The sequence below is a fragment of the Leptolyngbya sp. AN02str genome (assembly GCF_050565595.1).
Lineage (GTDB): Bacteria > Cyanobacteriota > Cyanobacteriia > Elainellales > Elainellaceae > Kaiparowitsia.
This window is the reverse complement of the sequence record NZ_JBNXVR010000013.1, coordinates 122,826-138,951: the sequence shown is the minus strand read 5'-3', so window position 1 is coordinate 138,951 and position 16,126 is coordinate 122,826. Positions and strand designations below refer to the sequence as shown.

Below are 16,126 nucleotides of genomic sequence, written 5' to 3'. Positions count from 1 at the left end.
CTTCATTAAGTTTTAACGAAGTCTGCTGAGTATTTACGCGGAGTGGGAACTATATATAAGGACTCTGAAAATTAGGCGTATCATGTCTCCCCCTGATCAAGGTCAACTCGTTGATGTCCGGCAGCGTCGCTATGTCGTTACAGGAGTCCAGAAGGCAACTTTACCGAGTAGTCCTCTCATTCAAGGAATTCAGTCAGCCCACCACCTCGTCACTCTGACTTCAGTTGAAGATGATGCTTTAGGAGAGGAGTTGCAGGTCATCTGGGAACTGGAGCCAGGGGTTTACGTTCACGAGAAAACGGAACTTCCTAAGCCAACCGGATTTGATTCTCCTGAACGCCTTGATGCGTTTCTGGATGCAGTACGGTGGGGTGCTGCCTCTTCTGCGGATATCCGCACGCTTCAGGCTCCATTCCGTAGTGGCATCGATATTGAGGACTATCAGCTTGATCCAGTTGTACGGGCAATTCAAATGCCCCGTGTGAACTTGCTGATTGCTGATGATGTGGGATTGGGCAAGACGATCGAAGCTGGATTAGTTGCCCAAGAACTGATTATTCGCCATCGCTGTCGCCGAATTCTAATCGTCTGCCCATCTGCCTTGCAAATCCAGTGGCGGGATCAGATGCGGGACAAGTTCGGTCTGGATTTCCGCATTGTCGATAGCGCGTTGATGAAGGACTTACGGCGGCAGCGGGGGATTCACGTTAATCCCTGGGTTCACTTTCCCCGGCTCATTACCTCGATCGATTTCCTCAAGCGCGATCGCCCCCTCCGCCTGTTCCGGGAAGTCCTACCCGCTGAAGGTGAGTCCCTCTACCCTCGCCGATTTGACTTGCTGATTGTGGATGAAGCCCATAACGTGGCTCCCTCTGGCAGTGGGCAGTACGCGATCGACTCCCAGCGAACTGCCACGATTCGGTTGCTGGTTCCCCATTTTGAACACAAACTGTTTTTAACGGCAACTCCCCACAATGGCTACCCAGAGAGCTTTACGGCACTGTTGGAACTACTGGATGCCCAACGGTTTGCCAGAGGCGTTGAACCGGATCGAAACCAGCTTCAAGTGGTCATGGTGCGGCGATTGAAGCAGGAGATGCAGAACTGGGACGGTTCTCCCATGTTTCCTGGTCGCAAACTGGAGGCGATTGCCGTTGATTATCCCCAGGCGGAGCGAAAGGCTCACGCCGCGTTGAAACGGTACACGGAACTGCGGACGAAGGGAGTTGACGACAACGTTGAGAAATACGCCACAGAGTTTGTCTTGAAACTGCTGAAGAAGCGGTTGTTTTCCTCACCTCAAGCCTTTCTGACGACGCTGACTCAACACCAAGAGTCATTATCAACTGCCCGTCGTCGTCAAACCAGCAGCCTGAGTGCTAAACCCACTGAGGGTATTTTGCGGCGACAGCTAGAGCAGGTGGAGGAAGAATTTGCTGACGATGAGGTGTACGAATCAGCAACGGATGAGTCGGTTGGTAACACCAGTCGGTTGTTTCGGACATTGACCCCGGAAGAACAGAGCTTACTGAAGGAAATGCTGGATTGGGCGGAATCCGCTTCCCGGCAACCTGATGCGAAGGCAACCCAACTGCTCAATTGGATCAACGAGACGATTCGCCCCAATGGGCAGTGGTCAAACGAGCGGGTGATTATCTTTACTGAGTACCGAGCAACTCAGAAGTGGCTCTATAACCTGATGGCATCAGAGGGGTTAGTGCAGGGCGATCGCCTCATGACTCTGTATGGCGGGATGAATTCAGACGATCGCGAAGCGGTGAAGGCAGCGTTTCAGGCACATCCGGATGTTTCGCCTGTACGAATTCTGCTGGCGACTGATGCGGCTTCTGAAGGTTTGGACCTGCAAAACTTCTGTTCAAGGCTGATTCACTACGAAATTCCCTGGAACCCCAATCGGATGGAGCAGCGGAACGGGCGGGTTGATCGTCATGGACAGCGAGCAACCGAGGTCAAAATTTACCACTTCGTCGGTAAGGACTACCAGGAGCAGGCAACCAGCGGTGCTCGTCCCGGTGATTTGGAAGGGGACTTAGAGTTCCTGATGCGGGCGGCGCTGAAGGTAAACAATATCCGTGAGGATCTGGGGAAAGTAGGTCCGGTGATTGCCGCGCAGGTTGAGGAGGCAATGCTAGGGCGACGGATGACGCTGGATACCTCCAGGGCAGAGCGGGAGTCAGAACCTGTGCGACGGATGCTGAAGTTTGAGCGTAAGGTACGGGAGCAAATTGAAAAGCTCCGCGAGCAACTGCATGAAACACAGCAAAATTTACGCCTGACTCCAGACAATATTGAGTCAGTGGTACGGATTGGGTTGGAGTTAGCAGATCAACCCCCCTTGATTGAGACAGAAGTTGAAGAGATGAAAGGGCGTGCCTTTCATCTGCCTCAATTAAAGAGTAGTTGGGCAGCTTGTGCTGAAGGGTTGGAGCATCCCCACACCAAAGAAATTCGTCCGATCGTGTTTGATCCCGATGCGGCTCACGGACGCGATGATGTGGTGCTGGCTCACCTGAATCATCGGTTGGTGCAGATGTGTCTGCGGCTCTTGCGGGCTGAGGTCTGGTCTACCGAGAACCGGAAGAATCTCCATCGGGTTACTGCCAGAGTTGTGACATCCAAGGCAGGGATAGAAACCCCGGCTGTGGTGGCATATGGACGGCTCGTGATTTTAGGGAGTGACCAACAACGGCTCCACGAAGAGGTGATTACGGCAGGTGGGGTGTTGAAGGAAGGGCGATTTAGCCGTTTGGGAGTGATGCAACTGCAAGCCGCATTAGGGGCAATCACCTCTGGCTCTATTCCCGACACGATGCAGCAGAAGTTGGCAGAGATGTGGGACAAGTATGCCGACCCATTGATGCAGGCATTAGAGGTACGCAGGGGCGAACGCAGCACGAGCCTGCAACGGGATTTGCAGAATCGGGCAGAAAAGGAGATTGCTGATATCACTGCTGTTCTGACGGAATTGCAGAAGAGCATCCTGAAGGAGTTGGAGGAACCGCAGGTCGAGCAATTGACCCTATTCAGTACACCGGAGCGGGAGCAGTTTGAGCGCAATATGAATAGCCTCAAAGCCAGGGCAGAACAAATTCCCAGGGAGATTGAACAGGAGACCAACCTGATCCGTAAGCGGTTTGAGAACCCGTCAGCACGACTGTTCCCATTGGCAGTTATGTTCCTAGTTCCGCAGAAACTGGCAAGATAGATGCGTATTATGAGAAATCTACCGAATAGGTTCAAATATGTGGGTTGAAAACATCACGCTCGAAAACATCAAGTGCTTTCAGGCGCAAGAGATTTCCTTTACGAGGAATGATACAAATCGCCGTGATAGAGCTAAACCCTATAAGTGGATTACCTTACTGGGAGAAAATGGAGTTGGGAAGAGTACTTTACTTCAAGCCTTAGCATTGCTTCTAGCTGGTCCTGAAGCTGCAAAGGAACTTCTCCCTCGCCCTACAGGTTGGGTGCGTAACTCTGCTACTCCAGGAAAGCTAAGTGCAACTTTGCACCAAGAGGACGGGGATTTAGGAGTGTTTGGAGATAAAAAAATCCGTAGATCATTCTCCTACTCATATTTTGTTACTGGTACACAAGCCGTTCAAGTTGGCACTGGCAAAGAAAAGGAAACTTATACTGAGCCTGCTCTAATCGAAGAAACCTCAAAGATTCTTAGTTGGCTAAGGACAAACGCTTTTGCTTCCAACAGTCAAGGCTGGTTTGCTGTTGGCTACGGAGCTTTTCGCCGATTAACACGAGTGAGTCAAGTTCTTATCCCCAGCCTTGATCAACCAAAGCGTTCTAGTAATTTCATCACTCAATTTAATGAGGATAGTGCATTGAACTCCTTTGAGAGATGGATGGTTTACTTAGACTACCGATTAGCAAAAAACCCAACAGACTCACGAGCCAGTCAAATGCGCGAGGTGGGTGAAAAAGCAATTACAAGACTGTTGCCAGGAGATGTGAAAATTACTGAGGTAACAGCAGATGGACTTATTCAGTTCAGTGTCGATGGTCGGAAAGTACCAACTGTTAGTTTGTCCGATGGCTTTAGAAGTGTGATTGCTTTGGCTGGTGATTTAATTTGGCGACTAATTCAAGCATTTCCAGATTTGGATGATCCAACACAAGCATCGGGAGTTGTCTTAATTGATGAGCTAGATATTCATTTACATCCTTCTTGGCAAAGGCAAATTGCAGGATGGTTACAAGAAGCTTTTCCAAAACTACAGTTTTTTGTGGCAACTCATAGCCCACTAGTTGCTGCTGGCGGTGGAGAAGATGCTCTCACACTTCGTTTAGATATTGAAAGCGGGGAAATAAGAATTACTCAAATTGACGATTTATCGGCTCTTGATGCCGATCGTATCTTGCGGAGTCCAGCATTTGGTCTTGAATCCACTCATTCGCCCGCAACTGACAGAAAGATTAAGCGTTACCACCAGTTAAGAAGAAAGCGGGATCATCTCACACCCGAAGAGCAGCAAGATTATGAACAGCTATCTCTTTTTATGAAAGAAGCCCAACCTCTTAGCATTGAACCTGAGCCAGGAACCTTAGAAGCAAGGATTAATGCTTTTCTTGAGGAGACGTTACCTCAATGATTCCTGTGCCAAGAACACCTCAACCTAGCGCAATCACGAGGAATAGTGCTAAGTGGTTGAGAAAGGTAGGAGAAGCAAGAGCCAACTTAAATGCCACACTCGCTGATCCTTCCAAAACTGAGAGTGATATCAAACAAGCTCAGGGTAAGCTCAAACAAGCCCTAGAAAAATACAGACATGATGATATAAAAAATGCTCTTATAGAAATGTTTTCAGGTAAGTGTGCATATTGTGAGAGTAAAATCAACCACATAACTTATGGTGCTATTGAACACTTTCGTCCCAAAGGCGATCCAGCGTTTGAACACTTAGCTTTTGAGTGGACAAATCTTCTTCTCTCTTGTGATATTTGCAACGATGCTGGACATAAAGGAACGAACTTTCCTGTTGATTCTGCTGGCAATCCATTACTAATTGATCCAACAGATGGAATAACAGATCCCAATACTCATCTCGACTTTTCCTGGGATAAGGTTGCTGGGCTAGCAAGTGTTTATGGTCGCGATATTAGAGGGCAAGAGGTCGAACGGATTTTTGAGTTGAACCGTAAAGAACTACTGAAGATTCGTAGTCTGCATGTTAAATCGCTAATTGCTCTACTTGAGCTTGCTAAGACCGGACATATAGAAGCAGTAGCCCTTTTGAAAGAATCTTGTGAACCAGACGCTGAGTATAGTGCTTTTGCTCTCATTCACATTCAACCTCATATTCCTTAACCTTCTATGTCTACTGCACGTCATCACGCTGAATGGTTGTCGCTGGTTGAAGCATCGGGTCCATTTTTGAGTCTGCCCGTACTGCTCAAGACGTTTCCTGCTGGATTGGATGCCCATGACCCGGAGCATTTAAAGCTGTTGCGATCGGCGTATGAGGAGTGGCAAGATAATCAGCTTGGGCTAAAGCCAGAGCCAGCCATTCATAGAGCGTGGGTAGAGTTTGTCTTGAAGCAAACCCTGGAACTACCAGAGGAAGTGTTGCGGAGTGGGCAGCAGATTCCATCAGGGTTGAATGTGGCGATCGCTGAACAAAACGAAACGCTGCGTCCAGATTGGGTGGTTGTGAATCCAACAGGGACAGCGGATGCAGGAAAGCCTCGATTATTGGTGCAGATTGTTCCAGCCGAGCAGGGGTTAGAGAAGCCGTTGAAGGGGTCGCGGTGGGCAGCGAGTCCAGCGACACGGATGATGGAATTGCTGCACGCCTGCAATGTGCGGTTGGGGCTGGTGACGAACGGCGAACACTGGATGCTGGTGAATGCGCCAAAAGGAGAAACCACCGGGTTTATTTCCTGGTACAGCACGCTTTGGGTGGAAGAGCATCTGACGCTACGAGCGTTTCGGAGTTTGCTGGGGGTGCGGCGGTTCTTTGGGGTGGATGACTCCGAGACGCTGGAGGCACTGCTGACCCAGAGCTTGACGGATCAGCAGGAAGTCACTGACCAGTTGGGCTATCAGGTGCGACGGGCAGTGGAGGTGCTGGTGCAGGCGATCGCCCGCCTCGACCAAGACCAGAACGGAACTTTGCTGAAGAACATCCCTGAATCGCAGCTTTACGAGGCGGCATTGACGGTGATGATGCGACTGGTGTTTCTTTTTTGTGCCGAAGAACGGGGACTGCTGCTGTTAGGCGATCCGATTTATGACCAGCACTATGCGGTGTCTACGTTGCGGGAACAGTTGCGATCGCACGCGGATCAGCATGGGGAGGAAGTATTGGAGCGGCGATCGGATGCCTGGTGTCGGTTACTGGCGACGTTTCGGGCGGTGTATGGTGGCATCTTTCACGATACGTTGCAGCTTCCAGCCTATGGGGGAAGTTTGTTTGACCCCGATCGCTTTCCGTTTCTAGAGGGGCGAGTCAAAGGGACGGAGTGGCAGACGAGTGGGGCTGACCCACTGCGGATTAATAACCGGATTGTGTTGCACTTGCTGGAAGCGTTGCAGATTCTGCAAATTCGGGTGCAGGGTGCAGGGGTGGAGCCGCGTCGGTTGTCGTTTCGGGCGTTGGATATTGAGCAGATTGGGCACGTCTATGAAGGCTTGCTGGATCACACGGCGGTGCGAGCGACTGCAACAGTGTTGGGGTTAGTAGGAACTCGCTATGAGGAGCCAGAGGTTGAACTGAGTGAGCTAGAGCGGTTTCAGGCGCAGGGTGAAGCGGCGTTGCTAACCTGGTTGAAGGAGCAGACGGGGCGATCGCCTGCTGCGTTGAAGAAAGCGTTGAGTGCAGAGATTGAACCACGCGACCAGCAGCGATTGCGGACAGCTTGCAACAATGACCCGCAACTGTTCGATCGCGTCCTTCCCTTTGCGGGGTTGATCCGGCAAGATACGCTGGGCTATCCGGTGGTGATTCTGGAGGGGTCGGTGTATGTGACGGAGGGGGTCGATCGCCGTCAGACTGGGACGCACTACACACCGCGTAATCTAACGGAAGAGATTGTGCAGTACACGCTGGAGCCGTTGGTGTTTGAGGGGGTGGCAGAGGGTAAGCCGAAGGAACAGTGGCGGTTGCGATCGGCGGCGGAATTGCTGCAACTGAAGATTTGCGATATGGCGATGGGGAGTGGCGCGTTTTTGGTGCAGACCTGTCGCTATCTGGCTGGAAAGCTGGTGGAGGCGTGGCAACAGGCGGAGGCAGAGCATCCGGGGCAGGTGGTGATTGCGCCAGAGGGAACGCTGTCGGGGGCACGTCCAGAGGAATGCCCGATTCCAAAAGATTTGGATGAGCGGTTGCTGGTGGCGCGACGGATTGTAGCCGATCGCTGCCTCTATGGAGTAGACAAAAACCCGTTAGCCGTTGAAATGGCAAAGCTGTCGCTGTGGCTGGTGACGTTGGCGAAGGGGCGACCATTTACGTTTCTGAATCATTCGTTGAAGTGGGGTGATTCGCTGTTGGGGATTACTCGTGCTGAACAGATTGAGTATTTGAATCTGAATCCAGACAATGAAGTGGTGCAGTATCCGATCGCTTCCCAAATTTGGCGACCGATTTTGCAGGATGCGATCGCCAAACGCCGCAAGTTGGAAAGTTTTAGCGTCAATGGCATTGAAGATTTACAGGAAAAGGAACGGCTGTTTCAGGAGGCAGAACGGGCGATCGATCGGCTTCGGTTTGTGGGGGATTATTTGATTGGTAGAGCGTTGGCAGATGCCGGGAAAACGTCTGATTTGACGACGGAAGATTTGATGGTGGTGTCGCAGCGAATTGAACAGGAATTAGCAGGAAAAGCAACAGAAGAACAAACGCGAGACATTACGGCACTGAAGGCAAGTGCAGAACGAATGTTAAACCTGGGAAATCCAGTAAATCAACCGCCACGAAAACCATTTCATTGGTTGTTGGAGTTTCCTGAAGTGTTTTTGGAAGGTGGAACGAAGGGATTTAGTGCGATCGTTGGGAATCCACCATTTCAAGGTGGTTCTAAGATTACAGGTGTCTTGGGTACAGACTATCGAGATTTCATCGTTAAATTTATTGCATTTGAGAAGCGAGGTAGTGCAGATTTATGTGCCTACTTCTTTTTACAAGCAAGCTCCCTACTTAACGACTCTGGAGGATTTGGCTTAGTTGCAACAAATACGATCGCTCAGGGAGACACCCGTGAAGTTGGATTAGATCAGCTAGTTGAGAATGGAAACGTGATTACTCGCGCTGTATCGAGTCGTCCCTGGACTGGAAGCGCAAGTTTAGAGGTATCTTACGTTTGGATACAGAAACAGAAATGGCACAGTGAATACATTTTAGATTCAACTTCTGTCACTGGAATCACATCTCTCTTAACGAAAGTAGGTAAGGCGACAGGTAGCCCCTATAAACTAATTATTAATCAGGGAAAATCCTTTTTAGGAAGCAAGCCATCTGGAATGGGATTTGTCTTAACGCCTGAAGAAGCGCAAGCTCTCATTGAGAAAGACCAACGAAATAAGGATGTGTTATTTCCCTATCTTAACGGTGAAGATTTGAACTCACGCCCCGATCAATCTGCAAGTCGTTGGATCATTAACTTTAAGAACTACCCTTTGAGCGTAGAACATGATGATCTAGAAAAGCCAAAAGGTGAGCCTTATGCAACAAATTATCCTGACTGTTTATCAATCATAGAGGAAAGAGTAAAGCCTGAAAGAGATAAAAAAGCCACAGGTAACGCAACAGACCGAGATGAAGCAGAGCGATGGTGGCAGTTCAAAAGACCAACAACAGTACTTTATGAGTCAATTGCACCTCTGAGTCAATTCTTAATTCGTGCGCGTGTTAGCAATATCAATTCAATTGCTTTTGTTTCAACTAATATGGTTATTTCGGAAGCAACTGTAGCTTTCGCTTTTGAAGAATTCGCCGCCTTTGCAGTCTTACAAGGAGCAGTACATACAGAGTGGTTGAAATATTATGCATCTAGTATGAGGACTGACATTCGTTATACTCCCTCAGACTGCTTTGAAACCTTTCCCTTCCCCACATTCGATCCCTCAGACCTCAGCACCCAATTCCCAACCCTCAACACGATTGGCGAAACCTACTACACCCATCGTCAGGCAGTCATGCGCGATCGGCAGGAAGGGCTGACCAAAACCTACAATCGCTTCCATGATCCCAACGAGACAGCAGAGGATATTCATAAATTGCGAGACTTGCACATTGAGATGGATCGGGAGGTGGCGATCGCCTACGGTTGGCAAGACCTCGACTTAGGGCACGATTTCCACACCACCAAACAAGGCATCCGCTTCACCATCAGCGAAACGGCAAGGCGCGAAGTGCTCGATCGGCTGTTGGAGTTGAACCATCAACGGTATGCCGAAGAGGTTGCCCAGGGTTTGCACGATAGGAAGGCAAAAGGCAAGGGGAAAAAGGCAGCAAGCAAAGCAAAGCCTTCTAAAGCAGACTCAGAGGAGCCAATGCAGGGTAGGTTGTTCTGATAAAAAACTTCTGAGGTTATGAGATGAGGTTATGAAATGCAAGAATTAGAAGAAGTAGGCATTTGGTGGATTCCGTCTGATCCAGACTTTCAAGTATCTGGTCTATTGAAATTTTCTAGTTCAACTGGTATCCGACTAGAACTAATAGGCTCTTTTCAAGAATACCGCAAGGTAGATTGTCCAATTATTTTGGGTGTAACTCAAGGTAAATTAGTTACGCTTTGTGGAAATAAGCCCATTCATTCACGTTCATCTTCTCCTGGATTTGAGAGCGAGAAATACTCTGTAAAGACCGCTTTTATTGGTGCTCATTTTTCTAATCTTGATGAAATGAAGTTTCATCGAATAGCAGTTGAGTATAGTTACTTAGCTGATTGGGCTAATCTTCCTTTAATTAGAAGACAGGAAGAACTTGAAGAAGATAACTATAACATTCGAGGATTTGATTTTTCATATACTCGCCCTGAACCTATTCGAGGCAATACAAGTCAGGGTGTTCTCTCACTGGTTTATACTTGGCATAATTCTGGGTTGCCATTTCAAATAAACTTTAGTCAGTCTGCAACATTTGAAATTAAATCGCAGGAACACTTATCTTTTGAAGAGTGGATGTCAAAGCTTATCTTCACACTTCAAAATTTTATTACTTTAGCAACTGATAGACCCAACTCTGTGACACGAGTTCTAGGATTTTCTCCCTATGGAGATCGAGCAATTGAGGAGACTCCCCATTTCACCAAACAAGATGTTTCCATTGAAATTATCTACCGCAGTGTATATACCGAAACAAGACAGAAGGATCGTTTATTGCGAGATGATCTTCTGTTTGAACTAAAGGATATTCAAGAAACCTTTGGAGATACGATGGCGCAATGGCTTACAATTGCGGCTGAACTAGATAGTGTATGCAACCTTTTCTTTAGCACTCGATACAGCCAAAGAATGTATCAGGAGAACCACTTTCTTAATATCGTTCAAGCAGTAGAGTCATATCATCGGAGAAGGCGATCCAATCGCATATTACCTAAGCAAGAGCATGAGAAACGCATCAACAGAATAGTCAATAATGCATCTGAAGGGGATAAAGAATGGCTAAAACAGAAACTAGCCTTTAGCAACGAACCGAGTTTAAAGGAACGCCTTGTATATCTGGTGAAAGAGACACGAGAGATTATTGCACCACTAGTGAATGACGAAGAACCGTTTATTAAACAGGTGCGAGATACTCGTAATTATTTAACTCATTATGATAAATCACTTCAGAAGAAAGCTGTGAAAGGGGGAGCTTTGTATTGGCTTACCTATACTTTAGAAATTCTTCTGCAAACCTGTTTTCTCAAGGAATTGGGCTTCTCCTCTGAACAATGTGTTGCTTTATTCGACAAAAATGAGCGGTATCAGTTTGCAATACGAGAGACAAAAGGAACTAACAATTAAGTAGATGGCGATTAAACTTCTACTTTAGAGTAATTGAATTATGAAATTGAGATCTGGACAGGTAAAGTCTGCATAGTAATGCGAAGAACTTCTTCCCTATCGGAAAGACCAAAACTTTGAATTATCTTCCAAAGGCTTTCAGGATTCCATACTTCGATCTCAATGCCAAGCTTATTGGCACGTTCCTTAATCTCCAGTAGAACTTTAGTGCATTTGGGAGGTAAATCTTCATTTGAGTTGTGGACAAAGATCCATTTCTTAATTAAGAGATGACCCCATTTTTCTAAAGCCCGGTCAAAATTCTCCTCCATCTTTTTTGCAAACACGGAATCTTTAATAGAGTGGGGAGCATAACATTGGAAAAAAGTGTTGTCTCTGTAAGAGATTCCATCACAAGCCCAGTCACCTTGCTTGCCACCAAGTTTGATTTTCTGAAAACTGTCATCGTATTTCTTCATGATTCTCTCAAACCATGACTGAAATTCTGAAGCTCTAATTTCGTAGCAGAGCAATCTAAATCGTGCGTAATGGAAGTAATCAGTTGCAATTAAGCAGTACAGATCAAGTTCCATTCTACTCAGTGAGCCGCTTACGTCGATTAAGCGAATTTCCTGACTGGAGTTGTAGAAATTCAATATCTCTTGATCTGTAAATCTCCTCAAGTGCAGTAACCAAACATCTGTTTGAATTCCACACAAGTTCAAGGGATAAATCTTAGAATCTAAAATTGCTGAGTTGGCTTGGCAGTACTTCAAGATTGTTTGGTTATCAGACAAATGGGGTTGTAGTATCAGTCCAAGCCTTCCACCGTCTTTAGTCCAGCCTAGACGCTTTCTAATCTCAGATATTGCTGCGGCTGGGGGAGTCAGCGTTTTCGGATAAATTAGTTGCCAGGGAGGATTCCCAATAACAACGTCGAACTCTGAATGCTCCTCCCTCACTTTAATATTGTTGAGTAAGAAACGGCTTTTAGCTAAAAGTGAAGGATTAGTTGTTGAGAATGTCTCGTAACGAAGTTTTGTGCGTTCCTCGCTGTTTCTGCACTTTCCCATTAAGTGGTTGTACGCCTCAAGAATAAATTCACCGCTGCCGCAGCAAGGATCGTAAATCTCATCCCCAATTTGTGGATCTACAGCACGGATCAACCATTTATTCAATTCACGGCTTGCAAGTAACTCTCTTGCGGAACCAATCGCAGGTATGGACTTGTCTACAGGGGGGCGCAAATAGAAGTCGAAAGAATCAAAATCGTCTACGTGCTCTTCCTTACCTAAAAGATTGTCAATCCAACCCTCAGTTCCTTGCAGCAATGCTGCTGGTAAGACTTTCGTTTCGATGAGTAATCTGAGGAGTTGATTGACGGCAAGTTTCCCCGAAGCCATAACTATCTGGTGCGTTTGTACTTCTTTATTTGTGAGATCAGAGTTTAACACGAAACGAATTGCTTGAAACCATAACCTTTGGAGAAGACAGGGTATCTAAAGCTACGATGAGGATAAATACTTATCAGGCTCTTATCCGAACACGAGTAGCTCTCAAAGCAACCCGATTTTGCAATGCTTGGTAAAGCTCAATCTGTTCTGACTCATGCCAAAACACAATAACTAAGCCATACCTTTGCAGAGAGTCGTCTGCTGGGAAACGTTGTTGGCATCGCACCACAAAATGAAGAACAGATTCAGATTCACCATTGGGAAGCGATAATGATGGTCTCCTTTGCCAAGTCTTGCTGCGAACTTGAAGCGTTGACCATTGAAGCTTACTCTTCGTTGGGCGCAGATCTATTTCTGCACTAGAAGGTAATGAGGAGGGTAGCGAAGATTCATCCTGCTCCTCCTGCCTTGCCCGGTAAAGCTCTACCTCCTCAGTAGTCAAACCCTGAAGCACTTCGACCAACATCGTGCGTGCCAAATATTCACGACGACTAGCACGTACTGGTGGATCATACGCCAAAGCAACAGTAACCCCCCGCTTACCCCGCGTAGCCAGAAAAATCTCAGGAACTTCAATCCGATAAACGTGCAGTTTATTATCTTCGATCGCATCCTCAGCAATGAGCCTCACTCGATTCTTGCGAGACCAAATTAAGTCTTCAGTTGAGCAAACCCCATAGCCAACCAGACGCAAAATGTCGTTCTCGTCACCCAACCACCCCTCTGGGCAAGACGGTAAGGTTGCTGCACTGGCGACCAATGCTCGGATTAAGTTGGCTGAGGGCATTCGCCCCAGGGAGGATTGCAGGCTTGCCATTGCGATCGCGGCTGCATGAGCGCCATGAGGAGCCGCAAACGAAGTACCAACACTTGTCCCAATAAAACGTCCATTTTGTCCTAAACAAAGCGTTGGTTCCCCCAAGTTCAGGTGAACTCGTGTCCATCTTGGATCACCCCCAGCAATAGTTTGCAGTGCATAATTGCCCCCGTAATCTACTAAATCTGGCTTTACTGGTGGAGAACTGGAATTCGACGCATAGCCAGGTCCAACACGAGTAAACGGAGGCGGGGCAGCCAGTGGTGCGGCTGCGAAAGCATCGCGCAACCTTACTCCACTTTCCGAATCATCCCGCCCCAGTGCATCTGAACTGGCGATCGCTCCCACTGTCAAAGCTAATGCTGCCGTTGCCGGGTTACACAGCCGTTGTTCTGCATCATTAAGAAGGCGATCGCGCACCACTTCCTGAAATTGCTCACGAGTCAACGCACCGTCTGGAATAGGAGGATTACGGCGATTTCCAGAAGAGACAACAATCACAATATCAAGTTCTCTTGCTAACTCATCTAACTTCTCTGCCCACGCAAACTGTCGTCCATCTGCATAGACCTCGCATTCCGTACCCAACGAAAGATTAAATATCTTGCACTGTCGCTCTTGAACGAAATAGCGAATTGCTTCTTCAGTAATTGCTTCAACCCGCCGCTCGTCAGGAAAAACTGGATTGTTGAACTCATCGTTCCGCAAGACTTTGGCACTACAAATCCTGACCCTTGGCTCCCACGTTTGCGTTTCTAAACACTCCGCAATACTGCCATAAACTACCAATCCAGCAACCGCTGTACCATGCCCGTTTAGGTCTGTTGGGGTTTCTTCACCTGTACCAAAATCATTCTCCTCAATGACCCAATTAATCAGAAACGGATGCCCAGACAAGACACCACTATCAACCACACAAACCATTGGATCATCTTCAGTAGGCAAAGGCAGATTTGGTGGAGGAACTGTGTTGAGAATCTCCGTGTAAGCAGGTGCAAGGCGTGGAGGCAAGTCTACCCGTGCGACAAGATCTAGATCGAGCAATGCTTCAGCCAACTCTCGATTCGCTCGAATCTTTGCCAACAAAAGGCTTGAGGTACGCACATCCTCAAGTACGCTGCCGTTTAAGCTGCGACAAAGCGTCCGAACCTGATTTCTCAATTCCTGTGTTTCCTCGTTACTGGGAGGATGCCAAAAATCAACGTCAAGATAAAACGGCTCTTGTTCAGGAAATCCTTCTTGTCGTAAGCGAATACCAGTGCGCTCATCACGGGAGGGCGGGCGGATTGGCAGTTGCAGTGCATCAAAAAAATTCCGCCTCATCCCTGGCGGTAACGTTACACTCTCTTCTGATTCGGTTGAGTAAAGTCGCAGATCATCAAGAAAGAGTTGACGCGACGTTTCTGTTGGAAACTGAACGAGAAAACGGTAGTTTTCATCCTCTCCATCTTTCGCAGAATACTCCTCAACTACCCAGGCTTGATAACGCTCAATGATTTCCCGTAGGTCAAGGTTGACACTATTAAACTCCAGCACAAAGAGCCGACTAGGATCAATACCAACCCGCATTCGAGTGGCAGCAACTTGCTCATTTGCCTCAACAAACCCAACATTAACCTCCTGAGCATGGGTTACGCGATCGCTTGGGGTTGGAGGTCTACGAGGGGTAAAGCCACGAGTTCTGCGATTGGGTTGTAAATCCGGTACTCGTTCAAACCGTATATGAGAGAATTCTCCCTGGCTCGGCTCAATAGGCATTGCAATTAATTACTCCTTATCAATCGTTGGCGTAGCCCCTGTAATTGAGTGGTTGAGAGTGTTCCGTCGATAGGCATACCGGGAGATTGCATCTGCGACATCCTGTTTTTGAACCTTGCGTATTCCTTGCATAGCACAGGATTTACGAATATCGAGACAAGCTCGCTCTGCATCGGCGTAGGTTGCCCCATTGAGTCCATCAGTTAACTCATTGATATGAGCATTATCAAACTGTAAAGGTTGTAACCGTTTTTTAATCAGAAGCTTAAGCTCCTCTGAAGACGGTTTTTCAAAGCGAATGATGTCATCAAATCGCCGCCACACAGCCGGGTCAATAGCCTGCTCAAAATTTGTTGCTGCTATGACGAGAGACCTCCCCCGGAAGTTGTCTAGGATTTGCAGAAAAGAGTTAACGACTCGTTTAATCTCACCATGCTCAGTGGGATCATCACGAGATCGTCCAATGGCATCAAATTCGTCAAAGAACATGACCCATTGCCCACGTTGAGCATAGTCAAACACCTTTCTCAGGTTGGTAGCGGTCTCACCGAGTAGGGACGATACAACCGAATCAAAGCGGACATATAGCATTGGTAAACCAAGCTCTGAAGCGATCGCTTCGGCGGTTGCTGTTTTACCACATCCCGACGGTCCACAGAATAGAATGCGCTGTGTGGGCTTTAAGCCATTTGCCTCCAAAATCTCCCACGATCGAAATTCCTCTACTAAGCGGTCAATTGCTTTACGAATCGGCAATTCTAAAACTAGCTCTTCCAAGTAACGCTCTGGATTCCTCACCTCAAGCAAGGGAATTCCTTTATCGGAATCCTGGGGAGGGCGCTCAAGGGCATGAAGACCATTTGAACCGTTTACAGCCGAACCATTATTCAAAAGTTGCTCTAGCTCATTAGCTAGTACAGGGTGATGCTTCTTCCGCTCCTCCTCAATAATTTGAACCACAATTTCTCGAAAGGCACGTTCGTCACCCTTCTTGTGGCTCAAAATTAATTTTTTAAGGACATCGGCTCTAGTCATGACTTACGATGATTAGCACATACCTATACAGTCAGCAAAAGAAATAGTTTTTATTTATGGTTCAATTGTACTATTTTTGAGGCAATGGTCTCTCCTTCA

At 47.5% G+C, this 16,126-nt stretch carries 8 protein-coding genes; 5 read left to right on the top strand and 3 right to left on the bottom strand.

The features are described from left to right. Window positions 1–82: 82 nt before the first annotated feature. From drmD to ACQ4M4_RS12485, 5 genes are read left to right on the top strand one after another with little or no spacing between them, the layout of a single operon-like run. Window positions 83–3,226 carry a DISARM system SNF2-like helicase DrmD gene (gene drmD, locus ACQ4M4_RS12505; protein ID WP_430684813.1) on the top strand — a complete coding sequence of 1,048 codons (3,144 nt, stop codon included), beginning with the start codon at window positions 83–85 and terminating at the stop codon, window positions 3,224–3,226. Between the two features lie 37 nt (window positions 3,227–3,263). After that, window positions 3,264–4,628, top strand: a complete 1,365-nt coding sequence (locus ACQ4M4_RS12500; RefSeq protein WP_430684812.1) for an AAA family ATPase — start codon at window positions 3,264–3,266, stop codon at window positions 4,626–4,628. Beyond that, on the top strand, window positions 4,625–5,344 hold the full coding sequence (locus ACQ4M4_RS12495) for a hypothetical protein (protein WP_430684811.1): 720 nt from the start codon (window positions 4,625–4,627) through the stop codon (window positions 5,342–5,344). The genes ACQ4M4_RS12500 and ACQ4M4_RS12495 overlap by 4 nt, the downstream gene beginning before the upstream one ends. Window positions 5,345–5,350: 6 nt before the next feature. Next, on the top strand, window positions 5,351–9,547 hold the full coding sequence (locus ACQ4M4_RS12490; RefSeq protein ID WP_430684810.1) for an Eco57I restriction-modification methylase domain-containing protein: 4,197 nt from the start codon (window positions 5,351–5,353) through the stop codon (window positions 9,545–9,547). A 36-nt stretch (window positions 9,548–9,583) separates the two neighbouring features. Beyond that, window positions 9,584–10,984: a HEPN domain-containing protein gene (locus ACQ4M4_RS12485; RefSeq protein ID WP_430684809.1), complete on the top strand. Its 1,401-nt coding sequence runs from the start codon at window positions 9,584–9,586 to the stop codon at window positions 10,982–10,984. A gap of 38 nt (window positions 10,985–11,022) precedes the next feature. On the opposite strand, the gene ACQ4M4_RS12480 is transcribed toward ACQ4M4_RS12485, so the two are convergent. The 3 genes from ACQ4M4_RS12480 to ACQ4M4_RS12470 form a co-directional block, all read right to left on the bottom strand. Next, window positions 11,023–12,417 (bottom strand): N-6 DNA methylase, encoded by a 1,395-nt coding sequence (locus ACQ4M4_RS12480; RefSeq protein WP_430684808.1) that lies wholly within the window; start codon window positions 12,415–12,417, stop codon window positions 11,023–11,025. A gap of 73 nt (window positions 12,418–12,490) precedes the next feature. Beyond that, window positions 12,491–14,992, bottom strand: a complete 2,502-nt coding sequence (locus ACQ4M4_RS12475) for a S8 family peptidase (RefSeq protein WP_430684807.1) — start codon at window positions 14,990–14,992, stop codon at window positions 12,491–12,493. Window positions 14,993–15,001: 9 nt separating this feature from the next. Continuing rightward, window positions 15,002–16,027, bottom strand: coding sequence for an AAA family ATPase (locus ACQ4M4_RS12470; RefSeq protein ID WP_430684806.1), 1,026 nt, complete (start codon window positions 16,025–16,027; stop codon window positions 15,002–15,004). Window positions 16,028–16,126: the final 99 nt, after the last annotated feature.